General features: G+C 61.9%; 17 protein-coding genes. 13 read left to right on the forward strand and 4 right to left on the reverse strand.

Going from position 1 to position 19,332, the window contains the following annotated elements; all coding sequences use genetic code 11:
* The first annotated feature begins 48 nt into the window (after positions 1-48).
* The 3 genes from Q1V51_RS04770 (at position 49) to Q1V51_RS04780 (ending at position 5,487) form a co-directional block, all read left to right on the forward strand.
* Complete coding sequence (locus Q1V51_RS04770) at positions 49-1,911, forward strand: ABC transporter ATP-binding protein (protein WP_300553565.1); 1,863 nt, start codon at positions 49-51, stop codon at positions 1,909-1,911.
* 92 nt (positions 1,912-2,003) lie between these two features.
* A complete protein-coding gene (locus Q1V51_RS04775; RefSeq protein ID WP_300553568.1) occupies positions 2,004-4,850 on the forward strand; it encodes a M16 family metallopeptidase in 2,847 nt (948 codons plus the stop codon).
* A 22-nt stretch (positions 4,851-4,872) separates the two neighbouring features.
* Positions 4,873-5,487 (forward strand): FKBP-type peptidyl-prolyl cis-trans isomerase, encoded by a 615-nt coding sequence (locus Q1V51_RS04780; protein ID WP_300553570.1) that lies wholly within the window; start codon positions 4,873-4,875, stop codon positions 5,485-5,487.
* A gap of 9 nt (positions 5,488-5,496) precedes the next feature.
* Here Q1V51_RS04780 and Q1V51_RS04785 read toward each other — a convergent pair whose 3' ends face one another.
* Positions 5,497-7,056 (reverse strand): TadE/TadG family type IV pilus assembly protein, encoded by a 1,560-nt coding sequence (locus Q1V51_RS04785; protein WP_300553573.1) that lies wholly within the window; start codon positions 7,054-7,056, stop codon positions 5,497-5,499.
* A 104-nt stretch (positions 7,057-7,160) separates the two neighbouring features.
* Here Q1V51_RS04785 and argE point away from each other — a divergent pair, with 104 nt between their 5' ends.
* Positions 7,161-8,324: an acetylornithine deacetylase gene (gene argE / locus Q1V51_RS04790; RefSeq protein ID WP_300553576.1), complete on the forward strand. Its 1,164-nt coding sequence runs from the start codon at positions 7,161-7,163 to the stop codon at positions 8,322-8,324.
* 73 nt (positions 8,325-8,397) lie between these two features.
* Here the strand turns inward: argE and Q1V51_RS04795 are convergent, their stop codons facing one another.
* A complete protein-coding gene (locus Q1V51_RS04795) occupies positions 8,398-9,609 on the reverse strand; it encodes an NAD-dependent epimerase/dehydratase family protein (RefSeq protein WP_300553579.1) in 1,212 nt (403 codons plus the stop codon).
* Between the two features lie 392 nt (positions 9,610-10,001).
* Between Q1V51_RS04795 and gap the strand changes: the two genes are divergently transcribed.
* The 4 genes from gap (at position 10,002) to Q1V51_RS04815 (ending at position 13,792) form a co-directional block, all read left to right on the forward strand.
* Positions 10,002-11,018: a type I glyceraldehyde-3-phosphate dehydrogenase gene (gene gap, locus Q1V51_RS04800; protein WP_300553583.1), complete on the forward strand. Its 1,017-nt coding sequence runs from the start codon at positions 10,002-10,004 to the stop codon at positions 11,016-11,018.
* A gap of 22 nt (positions 11,019-11,040) precedes the next feature.
* Complete coding sequence (locus Q1V51_RS04805) at positions 11,041-12,231, forward strand: phosphoglycerate kinase (protein ID WP_300553585.1); 1,191 nt, start codon at positions 11,041-11,043, stop codon at positions 12,229-12,231.
* 83 nt (positions 12,232-12,314) lie between these two features.
* Entirely contained in the window at positions 12,315-13,352 is a 1,038-nt protein-coding gene (locus Q1V51_RS04810; protein WP_300553588.1) for a class I fructose-bisphosphate aldolase, read from the forward strand.
* Between the two features lie 56 nt (positions 13,353-13,408).
* Positions 13,409-13,792 carry a hypothetical protein gene (locus Q1V51_RS04815; RefSeq protein ID WP_300553590.1) on the forward strand — a complete coding sequence of 128 codons (384 nt, stop codon included), beginning with the start codon at positions 13,409-13,411 and terminating at the stop codon, positions 13,790-13,792.
* A gap of 59 nt (positions 13,793-13,851) precedes the next feature.
* Here the strand turns inward: Q1V51_RS04815 and Q1V51_RS04820 are convergent, their stop codons facing one another.
* Entirely contained in the window at positions 13,852-14,316 is a 465-nt protein-coding gene (locus tag Q1V51_RS04820; protein ID WP_300553593.1) for a peptidase S1, read from the reverse strand.
* 131 nt (positions 14,317-14,447) lie between these two features.
* Between Q1V51_RS04820 and thiE the strand changes: the two genes are divergently transcribed.
* The 4 genes from thiE (at position 14,448) to Q1V51_RS04840 (ending at position 17,722) form a co-directional block, all read left to right on the forward strand.
* On the forward strand, positions 14,448-15,062 hold the full coding sequence (gene thiE, locus Q1V51_RS04825) for a thiamine phosphate synthase (protein WP_300553596.1): 615 nt from the start codon (positions 14,448-14,450) through the stop codon (positions 15,060-15,062).
* Between the two features lie 46 nt (positions 15,063-15,108).
* Positions 15,109-16,263 (forward strand): tetratricopeptide repeat protein, encoded by a 1,155-nt coding sequence (locus Q1V51_RS04830; protein ID WP_300553598.1) that lies wholly within the window; start codon positions 15,109-15,111, stop codon positions 16,261-16,263.
* A gap of 99 nt (positions 16,264-16,362) precedes the next feature.
* Positions 16,363-16,932 carry an elongation factor P gene (gene efp, locus Q1V51_RS04835; protein ID WP_366522702.1) on the forward strand — a complete coding sequence of 190 codons (570 nt, stop codon included), beginning with the start codon at positions 16,363-16,365 and terminating at the stop codon, positions 16,930-16,932.
* 1 nt (position 16,933) lies between these two features.
* Entirely contained in the window at positions 16,934-17,722 is a 789-nt protein-coding gene (locus tag Q1V51_RS04840) for an inositol monophosphatase family protein (protein WP_300553604.1), read from the forward strand.
* Positions 17,723-17,730: 8 nt separating this feature from the next.
* Here the strand turns inward: Q1V51_RS04840 and Q1V51_RS04845 are convergent, their stop codons facing one another.
* On the reverse strand, positions 17,731-18,336 hold the full coding sequence (locus tag Q1V51_RS04845; RefSeq protein WP_300553606.1) for an NAD(P)H-dependent oxidoreductase: 606 nt from the start codon (positions 18,334-18,336) through the stop codon (positions 17,731-17,733).
* A gap of 235 nt (positions 18,337-18,571) precedes the next feature.
* Here Q1V51_RS04845 and Q1V51_RS04850 point away from each other — a divergent pair.
* The coding region (locus Q1V51_RS04850; RefSeq protein ID WP_300553608.1) for a hypothetical protein at positions 18,572-19,332 on the forward strand (761 nt) is incomplete at its 3' end.

Raw genomic sequence — 19,332 nt, forward strand, 5'->3', positions numbered from 1 at the left:
TCCGGATACACTGCCCGCCATATCTGCCGGCTGGCCTGGAGTAGTTGAGTGCCGATCTTCGGAAATGCGTCTGCGACCGATAAGCCCATTCTTGAGGTCGAGAACCTCAATGTGAGTTTCGATACACCTGATGGTGCCGTTGATGCGGTGCGTGGTGTCTCGCTGCAAATCGGGGCTGGTGAATGCCTCGCTGTCGTTGGCGAGTCTGGTTCCGGCAAGAGCCAGACCTTCCTTGCTGCGATGGGGCTGCTCGCCAGCAACGGCAAGGCCGAGGGTTCCATTCGCTATCGCGGACAGGAAATCCTGGGGCTGCCGACACGCAAGCTCAACACGGTTCGCGGCCGCAAGATGACGATGATCTTCCAGGATCCGCTGACTTCCCTGACCCCGCATCTGCGCGTTGACCAACAGATGACCGAGGTGTTGGGCATCCACATGAAGCTCAAGGGCAAGCAGGCCGAAGCCCGGGCGCTGGAATGGCTGGAGCGGGTCCGGATCCCCGAGGCCAAGCGCCGGCTGCGGCAATACCCGCATGAACTGTCCGGCGGCATGCGCCAGCGAGTCATGATTGCTATGTCGATGCTGTGTGAGCCCGACCTGCTGATCTGTGATGAGCCTACTACAGCGCTCGACGTGACGGTGCAGGCCGAAGTCCTGGACATTATGGACGAACTCAAGCGCGATACCGGCGCGGCACTTGCGCTGATCACGCATGATATGGGCGTGGTCGCCCGCATGGCGGATCGCGTCCAGGTGATGAAGAACGGCGTCTATGTCGAGACCGGTGAGGCTGAAAGCATTTTTGCCGAGCCGGAGCACGAATACACGCGCATGCTGCTGGATGCGATGCCGCGTATCGACAAGCCCGATCGTGACGGACAGGTCTCCTTGCAGCCGGTCGCTGAACCGGAGGCGGATCCGCTCCTCGAAGCGGACGACGTCGCAGTGCATTTCCCGATCAAGGTGTCGGAAGGCCTGGTGCCGAAATTCAAGACGCTGCGTGCGGTCGACGGTATCAGCTTCAACCTTCGTGCCGGTGAAACGCTCGGGGTTGTCGGCGAATCCGGTTGTGGCAAATCGACCCTGGCCCGGGCGGTCTTGCGCCTGGTTCCGTCCAAGGCCGGCGCCGTGACCTGGCTTGGCCGAGACCTGCTTGGCCTGTCCAAAAAGGACATGCGCAATGAGCGCGAAGGATTCCAGATCGTCTTCCAGGATCCGTTGGCGTCACTGGACCCGCGCATGACGATCGGTGCCTCGATTGCCGAGCCGTTGCAGACTTTCCGCAAATCTATGAAGCGGGCGGAGCGACAGGCCAAGGTGCGCGAGATGATGGAGCGCGTCGGGCTCGATCCGAATATGATCAACCGCTATCCGCACGAGCTGTCCGGCGGGCAGAACCAGCGTGTCGGCATTGCCCGCGCGATGATCCTCAATCCCAAGCTGGTGATCTGCGACGAGGCGGTTTCGGCGCTGGACGTGTCGATCCAGGCCCAGATCGTCGAACTGTTGATGAAACTGCAGCAGGAGATGGGGCTGGCGATGATGTTCATCTCGCACGATCTGTCTGTCGTGCGGGAGATTTCTCACCGGGTCATGGTGCTCTATCTCGGCCGCGTGGTCGAAATGGCCGATCGCGACCAGATTTATGAGGACGCCCGCCATCCCTATACCAAGGCGCTGATCTCGGCCGTTCCGGTCCCTGATCCGACGGTTGAGAAGAACCGCAAGCGCATCAAGCTGGATGGTGAATTGCCGTCGCCGATGGATACGCGGGCGCAACTGCGCTTTATGCGATCCAAGCTGATCGATGACCCAGATGCCGAGCAATACCGGCCGCGCCTGATCGAGGTGACGCCAGGCCATTGGGTGGCGGAGCATGACGGGATGGATGCGGACACTGACGCGGCCTGACCCCCGCTTTCCTAGCTGACAGCGATTTCATTCGACTTGATGGGCTGTCGGCTTAGGTTGTTGCGGCAGTACCCGAACTGAAAGGTCCAGGCATGCGCCTTACGCTTCTCCGCCAGTGCTTTATCGGCCTCTTTGCAGCTCTTGCCCTTACGGCTTGCCAGCCCGCGACGCCGCCGGTCGAGACGCCGCCTGCCATTTTCGTTCATGAGACCTCCGATCTGCCGGTCGACCCTGCGGTGCTGTATGGGCAATTGCCCAATGGCATGCGCTACGCTGTGATGCAAAACGACACCCCGGCCGAGACCGTGGCTGTCCGTTTGATCTTCAACGTCGGGTCTCTGGCCGAGAGCGAGGACCAGCGCGGCCTAGCCCATTTTATCGAACACATGGCCTTCAACGGTTCGACCAATGTGCCCGAGGGGGAGATGATCCCGCTGCTGGAGCGCTATGGGCTGCAGTTCGGTCCCGACACCAATGCTTTCACCGGTTTTGAAACGGTCGGCTACCAGCTCGACCTGCCGGAGAATAACGAGGAGATCCTCGCGACCGCGATGATGCTGATGCGCGAGACGGCGAGCGAGCTGACGCTTGATATCGAAGCAATTGATGCAGAGCGCGGCGTCATTGCCTCTGAAGCCCGCTTCCGGAACGTTCCGGTGCGGCGCTGGAATAACGCCCTGGGGCGCTTCCTTCTGCCCGACACGCTGGTGCCCGAGCGCGATCCGATCGGGTTGCCGGAAGTGATCGAAACCGCTCAGCGTGATGCTTTCGTTGACTATTACGAGAATTTCTACATCCCGCAGCGCGCCATGATGGTGGTGGTCGGCGATGTCGACCCGGCGGTCATCGAAAGCGATATCCGCGAGACCTTCGGCGACTGGCAGGGGCCTGAAGAGCCGCGGCCCGACCCCGAGCTGGGCGAGATCAATCCGGACCGGCCGCGCTCGGTTGGCTATTTCTATGACCCGGAAGTCCTGACCATTTTCACCGTCGATGCGATGCGTCCCTACGAGCCCTCCCCGGATACGGTGGAAACGCGCTTTGAGAACAATCTGTCGCGGATCGGTAATGCCATTTTGTCGCGCCGTTTCGAGACCATCGTCAGCAGCGGAACGTCTCCGATCCTGCAAGCCCAGGCGACAAGTTCGTCGGAGTATGACCTGGCCGAGCTGGCGCGGGTTCTCGCCATTGTCGCACCGGGCCGCTGGGAAGAGGGCGTCGCGCTGGTCGAGCAGGAATTGCGCCGGGCGCTGGACTACGGTTTCACGCAGGCCGAGCTGGACGAACAGATCGCCAATCAGCGCACGTCCCTGCGGACCGCCGTCGAACAGGCCGGCACGCGCGATAACACGGCGCTTGCGGACGGGATCTGGTCGGCCTGGCGACAGGATATCGTTTTCACGACGCCCACCTCATCACTTGAGCGGTTTGAGGCCGGCGCGACCCGCATCACGGTTGATGCAGTCAATGCGGCTTTCCGTGAGCAATGGCAGGCCAGTGAGCCCTTGCTGTTCCTGGCCAGTTCCACCGAGCTGACGGACGCGGAGAGCGCGATCCTGAACGCGTGGAAGGCCAGTGAGACGGTTGAGGTTGAAGCGCCGGTGCAGGCTGATTTGTCGGAGTTTGCCTATGGCGATTTCGGACCGGCCGGCGAGGTTGCTTCCCGGGAATATGTCGAGGATCTCAAGCTCCATCGCGTGGAGTTCGCGAATGGCGTGCGCCTGTCTTTCCGAGCCAACTCCCTCGAAGCGGGCGAAGTCGCCATCCGGGTGGATTTCGGGGCCGGTTCGCTTGAGCCGCGGGCTTTGCCGACCGTGGATGTGGTCACGTCCTCCGCTTTTACAGCAGGCGGGCTGGGAGCACATTCCAGTGACGAGTTGAGCCGTGTGCTTGCCGGCCGGGCCGTTGGCCTGAATTTCAGCGTCGGCGAGAGTGGTTTCTCCCTGTTCGGGGGAACGCGTCCGAGCGATTTCGATGTCCAGATGGACTTGCTGGCCGCCTATATTGCGGACCCGGGTTGGCGTGAAGACGGGCTGGCCCAATACAAGGCGATCGCGCCGGAACTGCGCCGCAATTTCGCGTCCACACCAACCGGTGTGCTTCAGGTCGAAGCCGCACGGCTTTTGCGTCGTGGTGATACGCGCTATGGCTTCCCGAGCGAGGAAGAACTGGCTGCCATCGGTGTCGCCGAGATGCAGGCCTTCCTGACGCCGGTACTCGAACAAGCGCCGATCGAGATCACGATTGTCGGTGATGTGGAGATCGATCGGGTCATCGAGGTGGTGGCGCAATCCTTCGGAGCCCTGCCGCCCCGAGCGGAGAGCTGGCCGACCTATGACGAAGCTCGCAATGTCCGTTTCCCGGAGCCGGTCGCCACACCGGTTGAGCTGTTCCACAATGGGGGTGAGGACCAGGCCATGGCCAATGTCTATTGGCCGATGTTTGACGACAGTGAGCCGCGCCGCAGTCGCGTCCTGACGCTGATGCGCTCCGTACTGGACCTGAAGCTGACCGAGCGCCTGCGCGAGCGGGATGGTTTCACCTACTCCGCTTTCAATAATGACCTGACCTCGTCGGCGCATCCCGGTTACGGCTATCTCTGGGTCGGGGTCGATGTGCAGCCGGAAAATCTCGAGGCGACTTATGCCGCGATCGATGAACTCGCAGCCGCTATGGCCAGTGGCGACATCTCCGAGGATGAAATCCAGCGCGCGCGCCAGCCCTTGCTCGAACAGATCGAGGAAGCCCAGCAGCGCAATGCGGCCTGGCTGAGCTGGGTGGCCCGTTCCTGGGAGATGCCGGAGCGCCTCGACCGCATTCGCTCGATTGAAGCCGACTATAATGATATCAGCCGCGATGAACTCGTCGCGATGGCAGAAGCCTATCTGGTGCGCGAGAATAGCTGGCGCGTCAGCATCCTGCCGAATGAAGACCGCTAGTTAGATCAAGAGGATCTTGTCCATGCCCCGCACTTCCTTTCTTCTGACGGCCGCTGCCGCCGCCCTTGCCCTGACCGCCTGCTCGGGCTCTGAAACCCCGGCTACTCCTGTTTTCGAGGGCGACCTTGCAGAGGCGCGCAATTGCGTCACTCCGGGGGATGAAAGTGCGATTTTCTCCGATGCGTTTGATACCAGCGTGCGCAATGCTGCCGCCAATGCGGAGCAGTCGGCGGTCTTCATAGAACTGGCGCGTGCCGGCGATTGCGTCTTCGAGCTGGAAAGCGGCCTGATCTATCGTATCCGGACGGCTGCGGCCGATACGGCATCGCCGACGCTCGGTGATCGCGTCACGGTGCATTATCGCGGCCTGTTTCCCGATGGCGTGGCGTTCAATGACAGCTACGCCAGTGGTGACCCGGTCACTTTCCCGTCCGATCGTCTGATCGAGGCCTGGCGCCAGGCGCTGCCGCTGATGCGCGAAGGCGAGCTCTGGGAGCTCTATGTGACGCCGGAAATGGGTTATGGCCAGATGGGTACGCCGGGCGGTCCGATCGGCCCCAATTTCGCGCTGGTCTTCACGCTTGAACTGCTTGACCTGCCGGACGCCCAGGATGAGGACGAAGCCGAGGAAGGCTAGTCCGTCTGTCTAGCGCGACAGGCGCAGATTGGTCAGATCGCCGGCGATCAGCTCGAACGCGTCACGCAGAGCTGCGCCGGAGGGCGAGTTGAAGTACAGGCTCGGATTGGAGGCGCATTGCTCCATCAGCTGCCGGGTCGAGCTTGAATTGACCTGGAAGGTGATGGTGTAGACGCGGATGCCAAGGGCCTTCGCCTCATTGCAGGCGGCCTCGAGCCGGTTATTCAGGCGACTACGCAAGGTGGAGGAGCTGCTCGATGTGGTTCCCAGCCGGCCATAGCGCGAAAAGCCGTATGCCCCGTAATCGGACCGCAGATAGGTCGAGCGGCCGGACATCACATTCTCGCCGTCGGTCAGGATGACCATGGCTTTGACCACTTCTCGGTCATCCCATGCGACGCCCTGGGTGAAGGGTTCGCCCGGAGAGATTACTCGTATACCCCAGCCTACGCCCTGCGGAATGTTGGTCGTCCCGCTCGCGCCCATGGCAGCGATATCAGAATAGAGCCTGGACGTGCTCGTGGTCAGCGGTGTGATCGGCCGCGTCGTACAGCGCATGTTCGGGCCGTAATCGTCCTGGATGCGCCCGCCATCATACTTGATCAGATTGCGCAGCCGGGTCTCACTGTTATTGCTGGAGACACCGTCGGACAGGTAGTCATTACTGTAATCGCGGTCATTCCCGGGCTCATCCGGCGCGAAATAGGGCACAAAAAGCGTCTCCGGGCGGGCCGTGCTTGGAGCCGTGTCATCGATATCCATCGGGATAGCCCGCGCCTCCACGCAGCCTCCCCAGCTGGTATCGCGCATCATGTCGAAGAGGTCCCAGTGATTGGCCTCCACCGTGGTGGTGGTGCAGCGCCGGTTACGGCGGCGGCCGGTGCACTCTTCGTATTCGAATGGACCTGGGCCGGCCCAGTCCGCGTGCTGCGGTGAGAGGGCATCGGGATCAAGCCACCACTGGCGAGCGTAATTGGTGCCGACATTCACGGTTGCCGCGAAGGGGACCAGGCCGACCCTGACGTCGCCGACCTCTTCCACGCTTTCATAAACGATGTCGACCAGGAGCTCTGCAGCATCGCGCAGGTCGCGGATTTTCGAACCCCCCATGGATCCGGTGTTGTCCAGAACCATAACCAGCTCGAGCCGTGAGCGCGCCCGCTGGACCTCGCTTTCCCAGTCCACAGTGATGTAGTCAATGCCGATCAGGCCGAGGATAATTGTTTCGACCCTCGCCTCGCCCTTGACGGTGACCGTATCGGTCGCGTCATCGATGGTGACGGAGACATTCTGGACGGTGCCGAGCTCGCGGCCCGGATAATTGGCGCGGATGAAGTCGTTGGCGATGCCGAGGGCCTGCTCGTCATTGATGGTCGGGTTGGTTCCGACGGCGAGAGCGGCGGCATCCAGCGCCTGGGACAGCCGGGTGCGTGCATTCATCGCCTGGGACAGGTCCACCGCGCCGCCGGACATGACGGTGACCGGCAGAAGCGACAATGCAAAGATCATCGCCACATTGCCGCGCTTGTCCGCGAGAAAGCGTTTGAGAAATCCGAACATCTCACCCATTACCCGGCGCTCATTGCTCCCGCTGGCGCCATTTCCGCCTGACAGGATAGGCAAGCCGTCTTAAGGATGGGTTCCCAAGCCATTTAAAAATTAGCGCGAAAGCCATGTCTCACAACGCACTTCCTGCCGCCATCGAAGAGCTCCGCACGCTCGTTGCCTTCGACACCACCTCGCGCAATTCCAACCTCGAGCTGATCGACTATGTCGAAGCCAAGCTGACAGGCTTGGGCGCCCGCTGTGAGCGCATTCCCAGTGAAGATGGCCGTAAGGCCAATCTTCACGCCGTATTTGGTCCGCAGGTCGATGGCGGGATCATCCTCTCCGGGCATACCGATGTCGTCCCGGTCGATGGGCAGCCGTGGACCTCCGACCCCTGGGCGCTGACCGAGCGAGACGGTCTGCTCTATGGCCGTGGCACTTGTGACATGAAGGGCTTCTCGGCCTGCATTTTGGCCCTCGCGCCCAAGATCACGGCAGCGGATCTCAAACGGCCAATCCATATCGCCCTGTCCTATGATGAAGAAGTCGGCTGTCTGGGGGCGCCGGCGATGATCGACGAGATCATGGCAGGACCCGTCAAACCGTCCGTCGTCGTGGTTGGCGAGCCGACCGACATGAAGGTCGTGACTGCACACAAGGGCCTGTTCTCCGTCGTCGTCAGGCTGCGCGGGAAGGAAGCCCACTCCTCCCTGGTCAATGACGGCGCCTGCGCCGTGACCCATGCGGTGCCGCTGATGCAGTATCTCGTCGAGCAGGCCGAAGCGATGAAGCTGGCGGCGCCGGCCGACAGTCCCTTCGATCCGCCGCACGGCACGCTGACGATTGGCGAGGTGAAGGGTGGAACCGCGCTCAATATCCTGGCGCTGGACGCTGAATTCGGTTCGCTGATGCGGCCGTGTCCGTGGGATGACCCGCAAGCGGTCGAAGCCGGGCTGCGGCAGCGGGCTGCCGAGGTGGAGGCCAAGATGCGCCAAAGTGCGCCGGAAGCCTCCGTGAGCGTCGAGGTGCGTTCCTCCGTGCCGGCCTTTGCGCCGGAAGATGATGGTGCCGCAGAGCGCCTGGCTCGCCAGCTCACCGGTGACAATTCGACACGCGTGGTCAGCTATGGCACCGAGGCCGGCCAGTTCCAGGCCAAGGGCTTGTCTGTGGTCGTCTGCGGCCCTGGTTCGATCGAGCAGGCGCACCAGCCCGATGAGTTTGTGGCGATTGACCAGCTCGATCGGTGTTGTGCGTTTCTGGACAAGATGGTCGGGGTGATGGAGCGGTGAGCGTGATCCTCGTCACCCTCCAAACAAAAAGGGCGCCGCAACGGGCGCCCTTCCAAACCATATTTGACGGAGCCTACTCGGCCGCCGTTGTCTCGGCCGGTGCCTGCGCCGCAGCTTCCTCGCGGCCTTTGCCCCAGTAGGAGATGCAGGGGATTTTCGTACGGTCGCAGCGATCGGAATAATTGCGTGCGATCTCGGTGACTTCCTCCATCAGGCCGGCGGCCAGGGTGATCGGCTTGAGGCCCATCTGCAGGAAGGTGTCGTTCTCGACATGGAGGTCGTTCTCGTCGGCTTCATTGCGCGGGTTCGGAACCAGCTGAACCTCGGCATTGGTCATGTCAGCGATCATCTTGGCCAGGTCGCGGACGCGGTGCGTCTCGGTCATCTGGTTCATGATCTGGACCTTGTCGCCGGCAGCCGGCGGGTTCTCCACGGCCAGCTGGATGCAGCGCACGGTGTCCTGGATGTGGATGAAGGCGCGGGTCTGCCCGCCCGTGCCGTGCACGGTGAGCGGAAAGTCGACAGCGGCCTGCATCAGGAAACGGTTGAGCACGGTGCCATAGTCGCCGTCATAGTCGAAACGGTTGATCAGGCGCTCATCGCGCTTGGTTTCTTCCGTTTGCGTACCCCAGACGATGCCCTGGTGGAGATCGGTGATCTTCACCTTGTCGTTCTTGTTATAGAAGTGGAAGAAGAGCTGATCCTGGGTCTTGGTCATGTGGTAGATCGAGCCCGGATTGGCCGGGTAGAGGATCTCCTGATCCTTGAGGCCCTCTTCCGTTTCAACCTTCACCTTGAGATAGCCCTCGGGAATTTTCATGCCCGCCGTGCCGTAGCCGTAGACGCCCATCGTGCCGAGGTGGACGAGGTGGATGTCTTTGCCGCTGTCGACGATGGCCGCGAGAACGTCATTGGTGGCGTTGAGGTTATTGTCGACCGTATAGCGCTTGTGGCGAGCCGATTTCATCGAGTAGGGCGCGGCGCGCTGTTCGGCGAAATGGATGATCGTGTCCGGGTTTTCTGCATCGATCAGGTCGACGAGTTCCTGGTAATCCTTGCCGATATTCATGTCGACGAATGCGATCTCACGGCCGGAAACCTCTTTCCAGGCTGCCAGGCGTTCGCTCATCGGACGGATCGGCGTCAGCGATTCGACTTCCAATTCGATATCGATCTTGCGGCGCGAGAGATTGTCGACGATGACAACGTCATGGCCGAGATTGGAGAGGTGCAGTGCCGTCGGCCAACCGCAAAAACCGTCGCCGCCGAGTACGAGTACTTTCATGATGCCTTGCCGCCTGTCCCGGGCGTTCCCTTGTAAGTTTCAGCTGTGTTCTTGCAGGCAGGGAAGGCCATTTCAAGACCCCGGCCTGCTCTCGACCGCAGCGGATGGCGCTTTGCACCGGTTTGCCGCGTTCCGGCTGCGGCGAGAATGCACTGTTTGATGGTAGCGCAAACAAAAGCAGAAAATCAGTCATTTCGGCGAAATGAAGCGAATTTGCACTCAATTTTCGCGGGTTGTCGCGAAGGATGCGCATGCCGTGGCGCATCTGCAAAAAAATCCACCGCAACCCATTCTGCGCGCGTGATGCGGTGGACCTTGGCGCGAAAGGCGGCTAAATCCGCGCCAAATTCGCCGGGTTTTTTCCGGTGCTCTGCATTTAAGGAGACTTGCGTATGGCTCTTCGGGTCGCGATCACCGGTTTTGGCCGGATTGGACGCCTGGCACTGCGTGCCGTTCTGGAAGAAAAGCGTTGGGGCGAAGTCGAGATTGTCGCCATCAATGACAGCTCCACGCCGGAGACCAATGCGCACCTCTTGACCTATGACAGTGTGCACGGCCGTTATCCGGGCGAGATCAAGGTTGGCGATGACTGGATCGATGCCGGTTTTGGCAAGATCCAGAAGGTTTCCAATCGCGATCCGTCCAAACTGCCCTGGGATGATCTCGGCATCGACATCGTTCTGGAATGCACCGGCAAGTTCAATTCCAAGGAAGCCTCGATGGCGCACATCGAAGCCTCCGGTGCCAAGCGCGTGCTCTGTTCAGCGCCGGCCAAGAATGCCGACAAGACCATCGTCTATGGGGTGAACCATGATCAGCTGACCGCTGACGACGTGGTCGTCTCCAACGCGTCCTGCACCACCAATGGCCTGGCGCCGGTTGCCAAGGTTCTCAACGATGCCGTCGGCATTGAGCGCGGTCACATGACCACGATCCACGCCTATACCGGCGATCAGCCGACGCTCGACCGCAACCACAAGGACCTGCACCGCGCTCGCGCGGCGGCCATGTCCATGGTTCCGACCTCGACCGGTGCGGCCAAGGCCGTTGGACTGGTGCTGCCGGAACTGGCCGGCAAGCTCGACGGCGCCGCGGTACGCGTGCCGACCCCGAACGTTTCCCTGATCGACCTGGTCTTCACGCCGGGCAAGGCGACCTCTGCGGAAGAGCTGACCGCGGCCATCAAGGCGGCAGCGGACGGTCCCATGAAGGGGGTCCTCGGCTATGACGACATCCCGCTGGTCTCGATCGACTATAATCACGACAGCCGGTCTTCGGTTGTCGCCGTCGACAAGATCAAGGTGATCGATGAGCGTCTCGCCCGCGTCATGACCTGGTACGATAATGAGTGGGGCTTTGCCTGCCGCATGATCGACACCACGGTCGCTATGGGCAAATTCCTGAAATAAAGCGCACAATGGAGGGCGCGCCATGACCGATATCCGCCGGATCCAGGATGCGGAGGTCGCCGGCAAGCGCGTCCTCGTTCGTGTCGATTTCAATGTGCCGATGAAGGACGGGACCGTCACCGACGACACCCGTCTCAAGGCTGCCCTGCCGACGATTGAGCATCTCATGCAAGCCGGTGCGCGCACCGTTCTGCTGGCGCATTTCGGCCGTCCCAAGGGCCAACGTGTTGCAGAGATGAGCCTTGAACCGGTGGCCCAGCCGCTGGCTGACCTGCTCGGCGACCCGGTCGATTTTGTTGACGACATCACCGGTGCCGATGCCCTCGAAGCCGTCGCCGACATGTCCGATGGCGATGTCCTCCTGGTTCAGAACACGCGCTTTGAAGCGGGTGAAGAGAAGAATGATCCGGCTTTTGCCGAGGCTCTTGCCAAGCTCGGCGACATCTATGTCAACGATGCCTTCTCAGCGGCGCACCGGGCCCATGGTTCGACCGAAGGTGTCGCACAGCACCTGCCGGCCTATGCCGGCCTGTCGATGCAGCGCGAGATCGATCATCTGGTGAAGGCCCTGGAGGCGCCGGAGCGCCCGGTCGTGGCTCTCGTCGGAGGGGCCAAGGTCTCGACCAAGATCGAGCTGCTGGAGAACCTCGTCAAGAAAGTCGACGTCCTCTTCGTCGGTGGCGGCATGGCCAATACCCTGCTGCATGCCAAAGGCGTCAATATCGGAGCCAGCCTGTGCGAGAAGGATCTTGCCGATACGGCCAAGACCATCCTGGCCGCCGCTGAGGCCGCCGGTTGCCAGTTGATCCTGCCCAGCGATGCCCTGGTTGCGACCGAGTTCAAACCGCATCCGGAGACCCGCTTGACCTCGGTCAACGATGTCGCTGAAGACGAGATGATCCTCGATTGTGGTCCGGCGACCGTGACCGCCCTGGCAGTGGCCATGGACGGCGCCAAAACGGTGATCTGGAACGGACCGCTTGGTGCCTTTGAAACGCCGCCCTTCGATACGGCGACCGTTACAGCTGCCAAGCATGTCGCTGACCTGGCTCGTGAGGGTGAGATCGTCGCGGTCGCGGGTGGTGGCGATACGGTTGCTGCGCTCAACCAGGCCGGTGTCGCTGACGACTTCACATTTATCTCGACCGCGGGCGGTGCTTTCCTGGAATGGATGGAAGGCAAGGCCCTGCCGGGCGTGGAAGCCTTGCGCTAACCGGACGAGCCTGTTAGCGACACAGTCAACGTCCCGACTGCAGGGCGGGACAAGCCAAATCGGAACCAGCTGGGGATAACGGAATGGACCTCGATCTTCTGAACGAAACCGCATGCGCCATGGTGGCGCCGGGCAAGGGTATTCTGGCGGCGGACGAGTCCACCGGCACGATCGGCAAGCGTTTCGCCTCGATCGGTCTGGACAACACGCCGGATAATCGCCGCGACTGGCGCGAGATGCTGTTCCGCGCCACCGAGACTATGTCCGAGCGCATTTCCGGCGTCATCCTCTATGATGAGACCATCCGCCAGAAAGCCGCTGACGGTACGCCGCTGGTCAAGCTGATCCAGGATTCCGGTTCCATTCCGGGCATCAAGGTCGACACCGGCGCCAAGCCGCTGGCCGGCGCTGAAGGCGAGATGATCACTGAGGGCCTGGACGGCCTGCGTGACCGCCTGGCGGATTATTTCGAGCTCGGTGCCCGTTTCGCCAAATGGCGCGCCGTGATCAACATCGGCCAGGGTGGCGATGATGCTGTGCCCAGCCAGTATGCCATCAACACCAATATGCACGCGCTGGCGCGCTACGCGACGCTGTGCCAGGAAGCCTCGATCGTTCCGATCGTCGAGCCGGAAGTCATCATGGATGGCGACCACTCCATCGAGCGCTGCTACGAGGTCACCGAGTTTGCGCTCAAGACCCTTTATCGCGAGCTGTTTGACCAGGGTGTCGTTCTCGAAGGCACGATCCTGAAGCCGAACATGGTCATCTCCGGAACCACCGGCGACAATCGCGCCGATGTCGAGGAAGTCGCCGACATGACGGTTCAGTGCCTGGCCAATTGCGTGCCGGCTGCTGTTCCGGGCATTGCCTTCCTGTCCGGCGGTCAGTCCGACGAGGAAGCCACAGCTCACCTCAACGCCATGAACGCCAATTACGAGCTGCCCTGGCCGCTGACCTTCTCCTACGGTCGCGCACTCCAGGCCGCTCCGCTGAAAGCCTGGGGTGGCAAGCCGGAGAATGTTCCAGCCGCGCAAGCCGCTTTCCACCACCGCGCCAAGATGAACGGTCTGGCCGCACTCGGCGAGTGGGATGCAGAAATGGAAAAAGAGCTGGCCTAAACGTCTGGCTCGATCCGAAATCGGGAGCCCCGCGGCGCAGGTCGCGGGGTTTTCTTTTGCGGGCGACGCTGTTTACGCTCTGCGCCATGAATTTCGATCTCGACGGTCATATCATGCACGCGCCCATCACCGGGGCGAACGGTGTCGTCAACTCCGAGACGATTTTCCGCTTCTGCCAGGAGGGAGATGTCGTGCGGGCGAGTTATGCTGGCGGCAAGGTCCGTTTTGGTGAGCTGATTGGCCGCCTTGAGGGCGATGCGCTCGAGTTTCGCTACTGCCAGATCGATACTGAAGGCCGCCTCGATGGCGGGGTGTCAAAATGCTCCATCGAGACACGCGCTGACGGAGCCTTGCGCATTATCGTTCGCTTCCATCGCGAAGCTTGCGGCACACGGGGTATCAATATCATCGAAGATGCGCCCGAGGGCTGGCAGGAATGAAAAACGGGGCGCGCGTTTGCGGCCCCGTTTTCCTTTTAACTGGCGTTATCGCCGAGTGATCAGTTGGGATCGATCTCGGTGATGTACAGCACAGCCTCAGCCGGCATTTCGCCATAGGTGCCGATCCAGATGTCGTACTGGCCGGACTGCGGACCAGCGCCGCCCACGATCGGGTTGAGACCGTCGACATCATCGGCGCAGAACCAGCTGCCGTCCGGACCGTTGACGATCAGCGTCGTGTCCGCATCGGAAACGACGCCAGCCCAGAGGCCAAAGCCGCCGGCCGTGTAATTCACGCGGAAGTCCGGCGCGTCGGAGATATTGCCGACACACTCGCCACCGATGGTCATGGAGGCATCGATGCCGCCACCTGCAATAACGCTGACCTGATACGGATCGGGCGCAAAGCCTGCGGTCAGCGAAACTTCGCCGAAATTCGGGTTGAGCGAGAAATCCTGCGCCATGGCAGCAGTGGAAAAGGCGGCCGCGGCCACAGCGGCAGCAGCAACAAACTTGATGGTCATGAAGGTCCCCTTTGAGCGGGACCCATCCCATAGGTCCCCTAAACCCCAATCATGATCATGGTCACATGACCGGCGTATGAACGGCGCTGTACATCTGGCCTATCCCTGCATTCCGGGCTAAATGCGCCGGCATGACCGAGCTTTACCTGATTACGCCGCCGCGCATCGATGCGACTTTCGTTCAAACGCTCGATGGCGCGCTTGCTGCCGGTGAGGTCGCAGCCCTGCAAATCCGCCTCAAGGATCACGCTGAGGACGAGGTCCGCCAACTGGCGCCGGCCCTGATTGCCTGCGCCCAGAAGCATGGCGTCGCTGCGATCATGAATGACAGTGCCGCGCTGGCGGATGAGCTCGGCTGTGACGGTGTGCATATCGGGCAGCAGGATGGTCGCATCAAGGATGCCCGTGCTGTCATGGGCAAGGACCGCACGGTCGGTGTGACCTGCCATGACAGTCGTCATCTGGCGATGACGGCCGGCGAGGCCGGTGCGGACTATGTCGCCTTTGGGGCATTCTTTCCGACCGACACCAAGGATGCGCCGACCCAGGCCGATATTTCGGTCCTGAACTGGTGGATCGAGCTGTTTGAACTGCCCTGTGTGGCCATCGGCGGTATCACCGTCGACAATGCCGCCCCGCTGGTTGAAGCCGGTGCGGATTTTCTGGCGGTGTCGGGCGGGGTCTGGAAGCACCCTGACGGGCCTGCCGCCGCCGTAAAGGCCTTCAACGCGTTGTGCACCGCATAGGCGAGCAGCCTTGACCTTGCCGCAATCACGCGGCTGATAAGCGTCCATGAGTTTGATCCTCGCTTTTGCCCTGAGTAGCGCACTCGCCCAAGCGGATGCGCCTGGACCCCTGCCGCAATCGCAGCCGGAGTCCGATCTGGTATTTCCCGATGAGCTGGTTCTTGTCCCGCTTGACGTGGAACAGGCTGCGGCCGGTGCCGAAGACGCAGCAAGCGCGGAAATCCCGGAAGGGCTCAATCCGGTCGAAGAAGCACTCTACCGGGCCCAGATCGCCTGGGTCTCCGAAGACTGGCCCATTGCCGAGCAATACGCCGAGGTGGCGGCGCTGGGCGGGGATCTGACAGCGGCGGTCATGGCGGGACTGATCGCCCGCGACGGGCGCAGTTCCGGCACGCCGGACCTGGCCGAAGCGGCGAGCTGGTTCCAGCGAGCGGCCGCCGAAAACCAGCCCCTGGCGTTGTACGAGCTCGGCCGGATTGCGCTGCAAGGCGATGGCGCCTACGGCCTCGGTTCACCACGTACCTGGTTCAGCCGGGCGGCGCGGGCCGGGCATATCGACGCCATGGTCGAACTGGCGCTGATCCTGAAGAATTCGCCCATCCCGCAAGAGCATGCCTCCGCGCGGACCTGGGCCGAGCGCGCCGCTCAGCAAGGCTCGGCCGAGGGTATGTACCAGTTTGCCCAGCTGCTCGATCTGGGCACCGGCGGTGAACAGGATCTGGTGGGCGCCCGTCAATGGTATGAGCAGGCTGCCGATAACCAGCATGGTGAGGCTGCTTTACAGGCTGCGATCATGTGGGCTGAAGGACAGGGGGGTGAGGCCAGCGATGCTGAAGCCCTGCGCTATATGCGGATCTCGGCTGAGAGTGGCTACGCCCCGGCCCAGGGGCAGCTGGGGCTGATGCTGTACCAGGGTCGCGGGGTCGAGATCGACCAGGCCCTCGCCAGTTACTGGTTCGAGCAGGGTGCGCGGGGCGGGGATGCTGAAAGCGCCTTCCTCTTCGCTTTTGTGCTCGCTCGCGGTGAAGGGCGGGTCCAGAATTTCGAGGACGCCTTCTACTGGAGCCTGCGGGCACGCAACAATGTTCTTGGCGAACCGGTGGCCAATCCCTCGCGTGATCAACTGGAGGCCGGGCTGCGTGGCGTGCTGACGCCGCAGACCGTGGCGGCCATTGAAGCGCGTGTCTTGGCAGGCGAGTAACACCCTCCCGCTTGCCGTTATCACCTCACGCTGATAGGAGAGCGCGACTTTGCGCGGGCCGTCTGGTCCGGCGCTGACGGATTTCCGATAGGTGATGTGATGAAGATCAACGGCAATGAGATCAAACCCGGCAATGTGATCCAGCACCAGGACACGCTCTGGGTTGCGGTGAAGGCCGAGGCCGTCAAGCCGGGCAAGGGCGGCGCCTTTGCCCAGGTCGAGCTGAAAAACCTGCTCGATGGCCGCAAGCTCAACGAACGCTTCCGCGCTGCCGACAAGGTCGAGCGTGTGCGGCTCGAGCAAAAAGACCACACCTTCCTGTTCGACAGCGGCGATACGCTGACCTTCATGGATGCGGAAACCTATGAGCAGATCGAACTGGCGAAGGATTTCGTCGGCGATGATCGCGCGCAATACCTGCAGGACGGGATGAATGTCGTTGTCGACTTCCACGAGGAGCGTCCGATCGGCATCACTCTGCCGCAGCACGTGACCCTGGAAATCACCGAGACCGAGCCGGTGGTCAAAGGCCAGACCGCAGCAAACTCCTTCAAGCCGGCCATCCTGGAAAATGGTGTCCGCACGGCTGTGCCGCCGTTCATCGGCACCGGCGAGCGCATCATCGTCGCGACCGAAGACGGTTCCTACGTCAAGCGGGCGGACAAGTAAGTTGGGTACGCTCTCTCCGCTTCTCACCGTGATGACCGACGTGGCTGGCCGCGCCGGTCGTGCGCTCAACCGCGATTTCCGCGATGTCGAACACCTGCAGGTCTCCAAGAAGGGACCGGCGGACTTCGTGTCGATTGCCGATCACAAGGCGGAGGAGATCATCTATGAGCGCCTGACAGAGGCGCGACCAGGTTATGGCTTCCTGATGGAAGAGCGCGGTATTGCGGAAGGGACCGACAAGTCCCACCGCTGGATCGTCGATCCGCTCGACGGCACGCTCAACTTCCTGCACGGCATGCCGCATTTCGCTGTGTCGATCGCGCTTGAACGCGATGGCGAGCTGGTGGCCGGTGTGGTCTACAATCCGGCCTCGGATGAGATGTTCCATGCCGAGAAAGGTCGCGGCGCCTGGCTCGCAGATCGCCGTCTGCGCGTATCCGGCCGCAAGCATTTCGACGAGAGCGTCATCGCCACCGGCATGCCGTGGGCGGGCCGCAAGGGCCATGCGCAATTCCTCACCGAGCTGCACAAGGTGATGCCGCACACCGCTGGCGTTCGCCGTATGGGGTCAGCCGCACTTGATCTCGCCTGGGTCGCGGCGGGCCGTTATGACGGTTTCTGGGAGCGCAATCTCAAGGCTTGGGACATCGCCGCTGGGATTGTCCTGGTGAAGGAAGCAGGCGGCTGGGTCAGCGAACTTGACGACAAGACGGACATCCTCGCCACCGGCAATATCGTCGCCGGCAACGAGGCTATCCAGGCCGAGCTCAAGAAGCGGCTGACCGCCTAGGCGTCCTCTCAGGCGGCGATCTGGTCGATTTCCGCAGCAGCGCTGGCGACTTTTTCCTCGCCCTCGAAATTGAGGCGACCGGCATCGACGATGGTGACATCGGTGATGCCGATGAAGCCCATGACATGCCGCAGATAATTGGTCGCGTAGTCGATCTCGCTACCCACCGGCGTGCCGCCGGAGGTGATGATGATGATGGCCTTCTTGCCCTGGAGCAGGCCTTCCGGACCGTTCTCGGTATAGCGGAAGGTTTCGCGAGCCCGGGCGATCATATCGATCCAGGCCTTCACAGCGGCCGGTACCGAGAAATTATAGATGGGTGTGCCGATCACCAGCGTGTCAGCGGCTTTGACCTGGGCCACAAAGGCATCCGAGGCGGCCAGCTTCTCTTTCTGTGCCGCGCTGCGGTCCGCGGGGTCGGTGAAGTTGGCATTGATCCAGGCTTCGTCGACGAAGGACAGGTCGGTCGCTGCCAGGTCGAGGCGGGTCACCTCGGTCTGAGCGGCACCGGCTTCCAGCCGGGCGATAACCTTGTCGGTCAGGGCGCGTGATTGCGAGCCTTGGGTGCGCATGCTGCCGTCGACGCGAAGGATGCGGTTGATGGACGTCTTCATCGGATAACTCCGTTTGCCATTGCGCGAGCTGTCGGGCTCGCCGCGTGTGTCTCTTGACCGCCTACATAGGTCGTCCTGCGAGCGAGAAAATCCGGCTGGTGAGAAAGGTATTGTTTCCCAGCGCGCAACAAATACCCTGCTGTTTCCAGAAATGCGCAGCCAGACTTTGACGCCGCCACCAAATTGTCCCAATGCGTGGCGATGGATAGTCAGCCGCAAGCGATGAGGGGAAGCGATGCCGGTTTTGCATGACGATCAGACCGCCACGGATGCACCGGAGGTCCGTTTTACCGGGCCCTGGCGTTATATCGTCTGGATGGCGCTTTTCACCGCCATTGTCATCGCCATTGGCGTCTTCCTGCTTGAACCGCTGACCGAGGCCTTTCGGGCCAATCCGGCGATCAACGGCCTGATCCTCGGCGTACTGGTCATCGGGGTGCTCTATACGTTCGCCCAGGCGCTTGCGATCGGTCCGGCAGCGCGCTGGCTCTTGCGCTTTCGTTCCTCTGAAGACCCTGCCAGCCTTGGGCCGCCGCCGGCGATGATTGCTCCGATGGCCTCGATGATCGGCTCGGCCGATGGCCGGGTGCGGATTTCCGCCGGTTCCGTGCGCACCGTGCTCGACTCGGTCGGTGCGCGGATGTCGGAAGCGGGCGCTTTCACGCGCTATTTCGGCCGTCTTCTGATTTTCCTTGGTCTGCTCGGGACCTTCTGGGGACTTCTGGAAGTGGTCCAGGATGTTGGTGACGCGGTCGCCACCGTTTCTGCCAATGCCACCGGCAATGTCGATGCGGCGCAGCTGATTGCTGCCATTCAGGGCCCGATCCAGGGCATGGGCACGGCGTTTGCCTCCTCGCTCTTCGGTCTTGCTGGATCTCTGGTCATCGGTTTCCTCGATCTGCAGGCCAGCCGGGCACAGAACCGTTTTTACAACGAGATCGAGGAATGGCTCTCCTCCATGTCGCGCGTTGCCGCGGCCGGCCCGGCCACGACCGG

Origin of the sequence: Maricaulis sp., assembly GCF_030149235.1 — a bacterium.
GTDB lineage: Bacteria > Pseudomonadota > Alphaproteobacteria > Caulobacterales > Maricaulaceae > Maricaulis.

What these genes read in the sequence shown, in the direction of transcription:
- Q1V51_RS04775 (WP_300553568.1), top strand. Translation starts at nt 2,004, where the DNA reads ATGCGCCTTACGCTTCTCCGCCAGTGCTTTATCGGCCTCTTTGCAGCT.
- Q1V51_RS04780 (WP_300553570.1), top strand. Translation starts at nt 4,873, where the DNA reads ATGCCCCGCACTTCCTTTCTTCTGACGGCCGCTGCCGCCGCCCTTGCC.
- Q1V51_RS04785 (WP_300553573.1), bottom strand. Translation starts at nt 7,056, where the DNA reads ATGGGTGAGATGTTCGGATTTCTCAAACGCTTTCTCGCGGACAAGCGC.
- argE (WP_300553576.1), top strand. Translation starts at nt 7,161, where the DNA reads ATGTCTCACAACGCACTTCCTGCCGCCATCGAAGAGCTCCGCACGCTC.
- Q1V51_RS04795 (WP_300553579.1), bottom strand. Translation starts at nt 9,609, where the DNA reads ATGAAAGTACTCGTACTCGGCGGCGACGGTTTTTGCGGTTGGCCGACG.
- gap (WP_300553583.1), top strand. Translation starts at nt 10,002, where the DNA reads ATGGCTCTTCGGGTCGCGATCACCGGTTTTGGCCGGATTGGACGCCTG.
- Q1V51_RS04805 (WP_300553585.1), top strand. Translation starts at nt 11,041, where the DNA reads ATGACCGATATCCGCCGGATCCAGGATGCGGAGGTCGCCGGCAAGCGC.
- Q1V51_RS04810 (WP_300553588.1), top strand. Translation starts at nt 12,315, where the DNA reads ATGGACCTCGATCTTCTGAACGAAACCGCATGCGCCATGGTGGCGCCG.
- Q1V51_RS04820 (WP_300553593.1), bottom strand. Translation starts at nt 14,316, where the DNA reads ATGACCATCAAGTTTGTTGCTGCTGCCGCTGTGGCCGCGGCCGCCTTT.
- thiE (WP_300553596.1), top strand. Translation starts at nt 14,448, where the DNA reads ATGACCGAGCTTTACCTGATTACGCCGCCGCGCATCGATGCGACTTTC.
- Q1V51_RS04830 (WP_300553598.1), top strand. Translation starts at nt 15,109, where the DNA reads ATGAGTTTGATCCTCGCTTTTGCCCTGAGTAGCGCACTCGCCCAAGCG.
- efp (WP_366522702.1), top strand. Translation starts at nt 16,363, where the DNA reads ATGAAGATCAACGGCAATGAGATCAAACCCGGCAATGTGATCCAGCAC.
- Q1V51_RS04845 (WP_300553606.1), bottom strand. Translation starts at nt 18,336, where the DNA reads ATGAAGACGTCCATCAACCGCATCCTTCGCGTCGACGGCAGCATGCGC.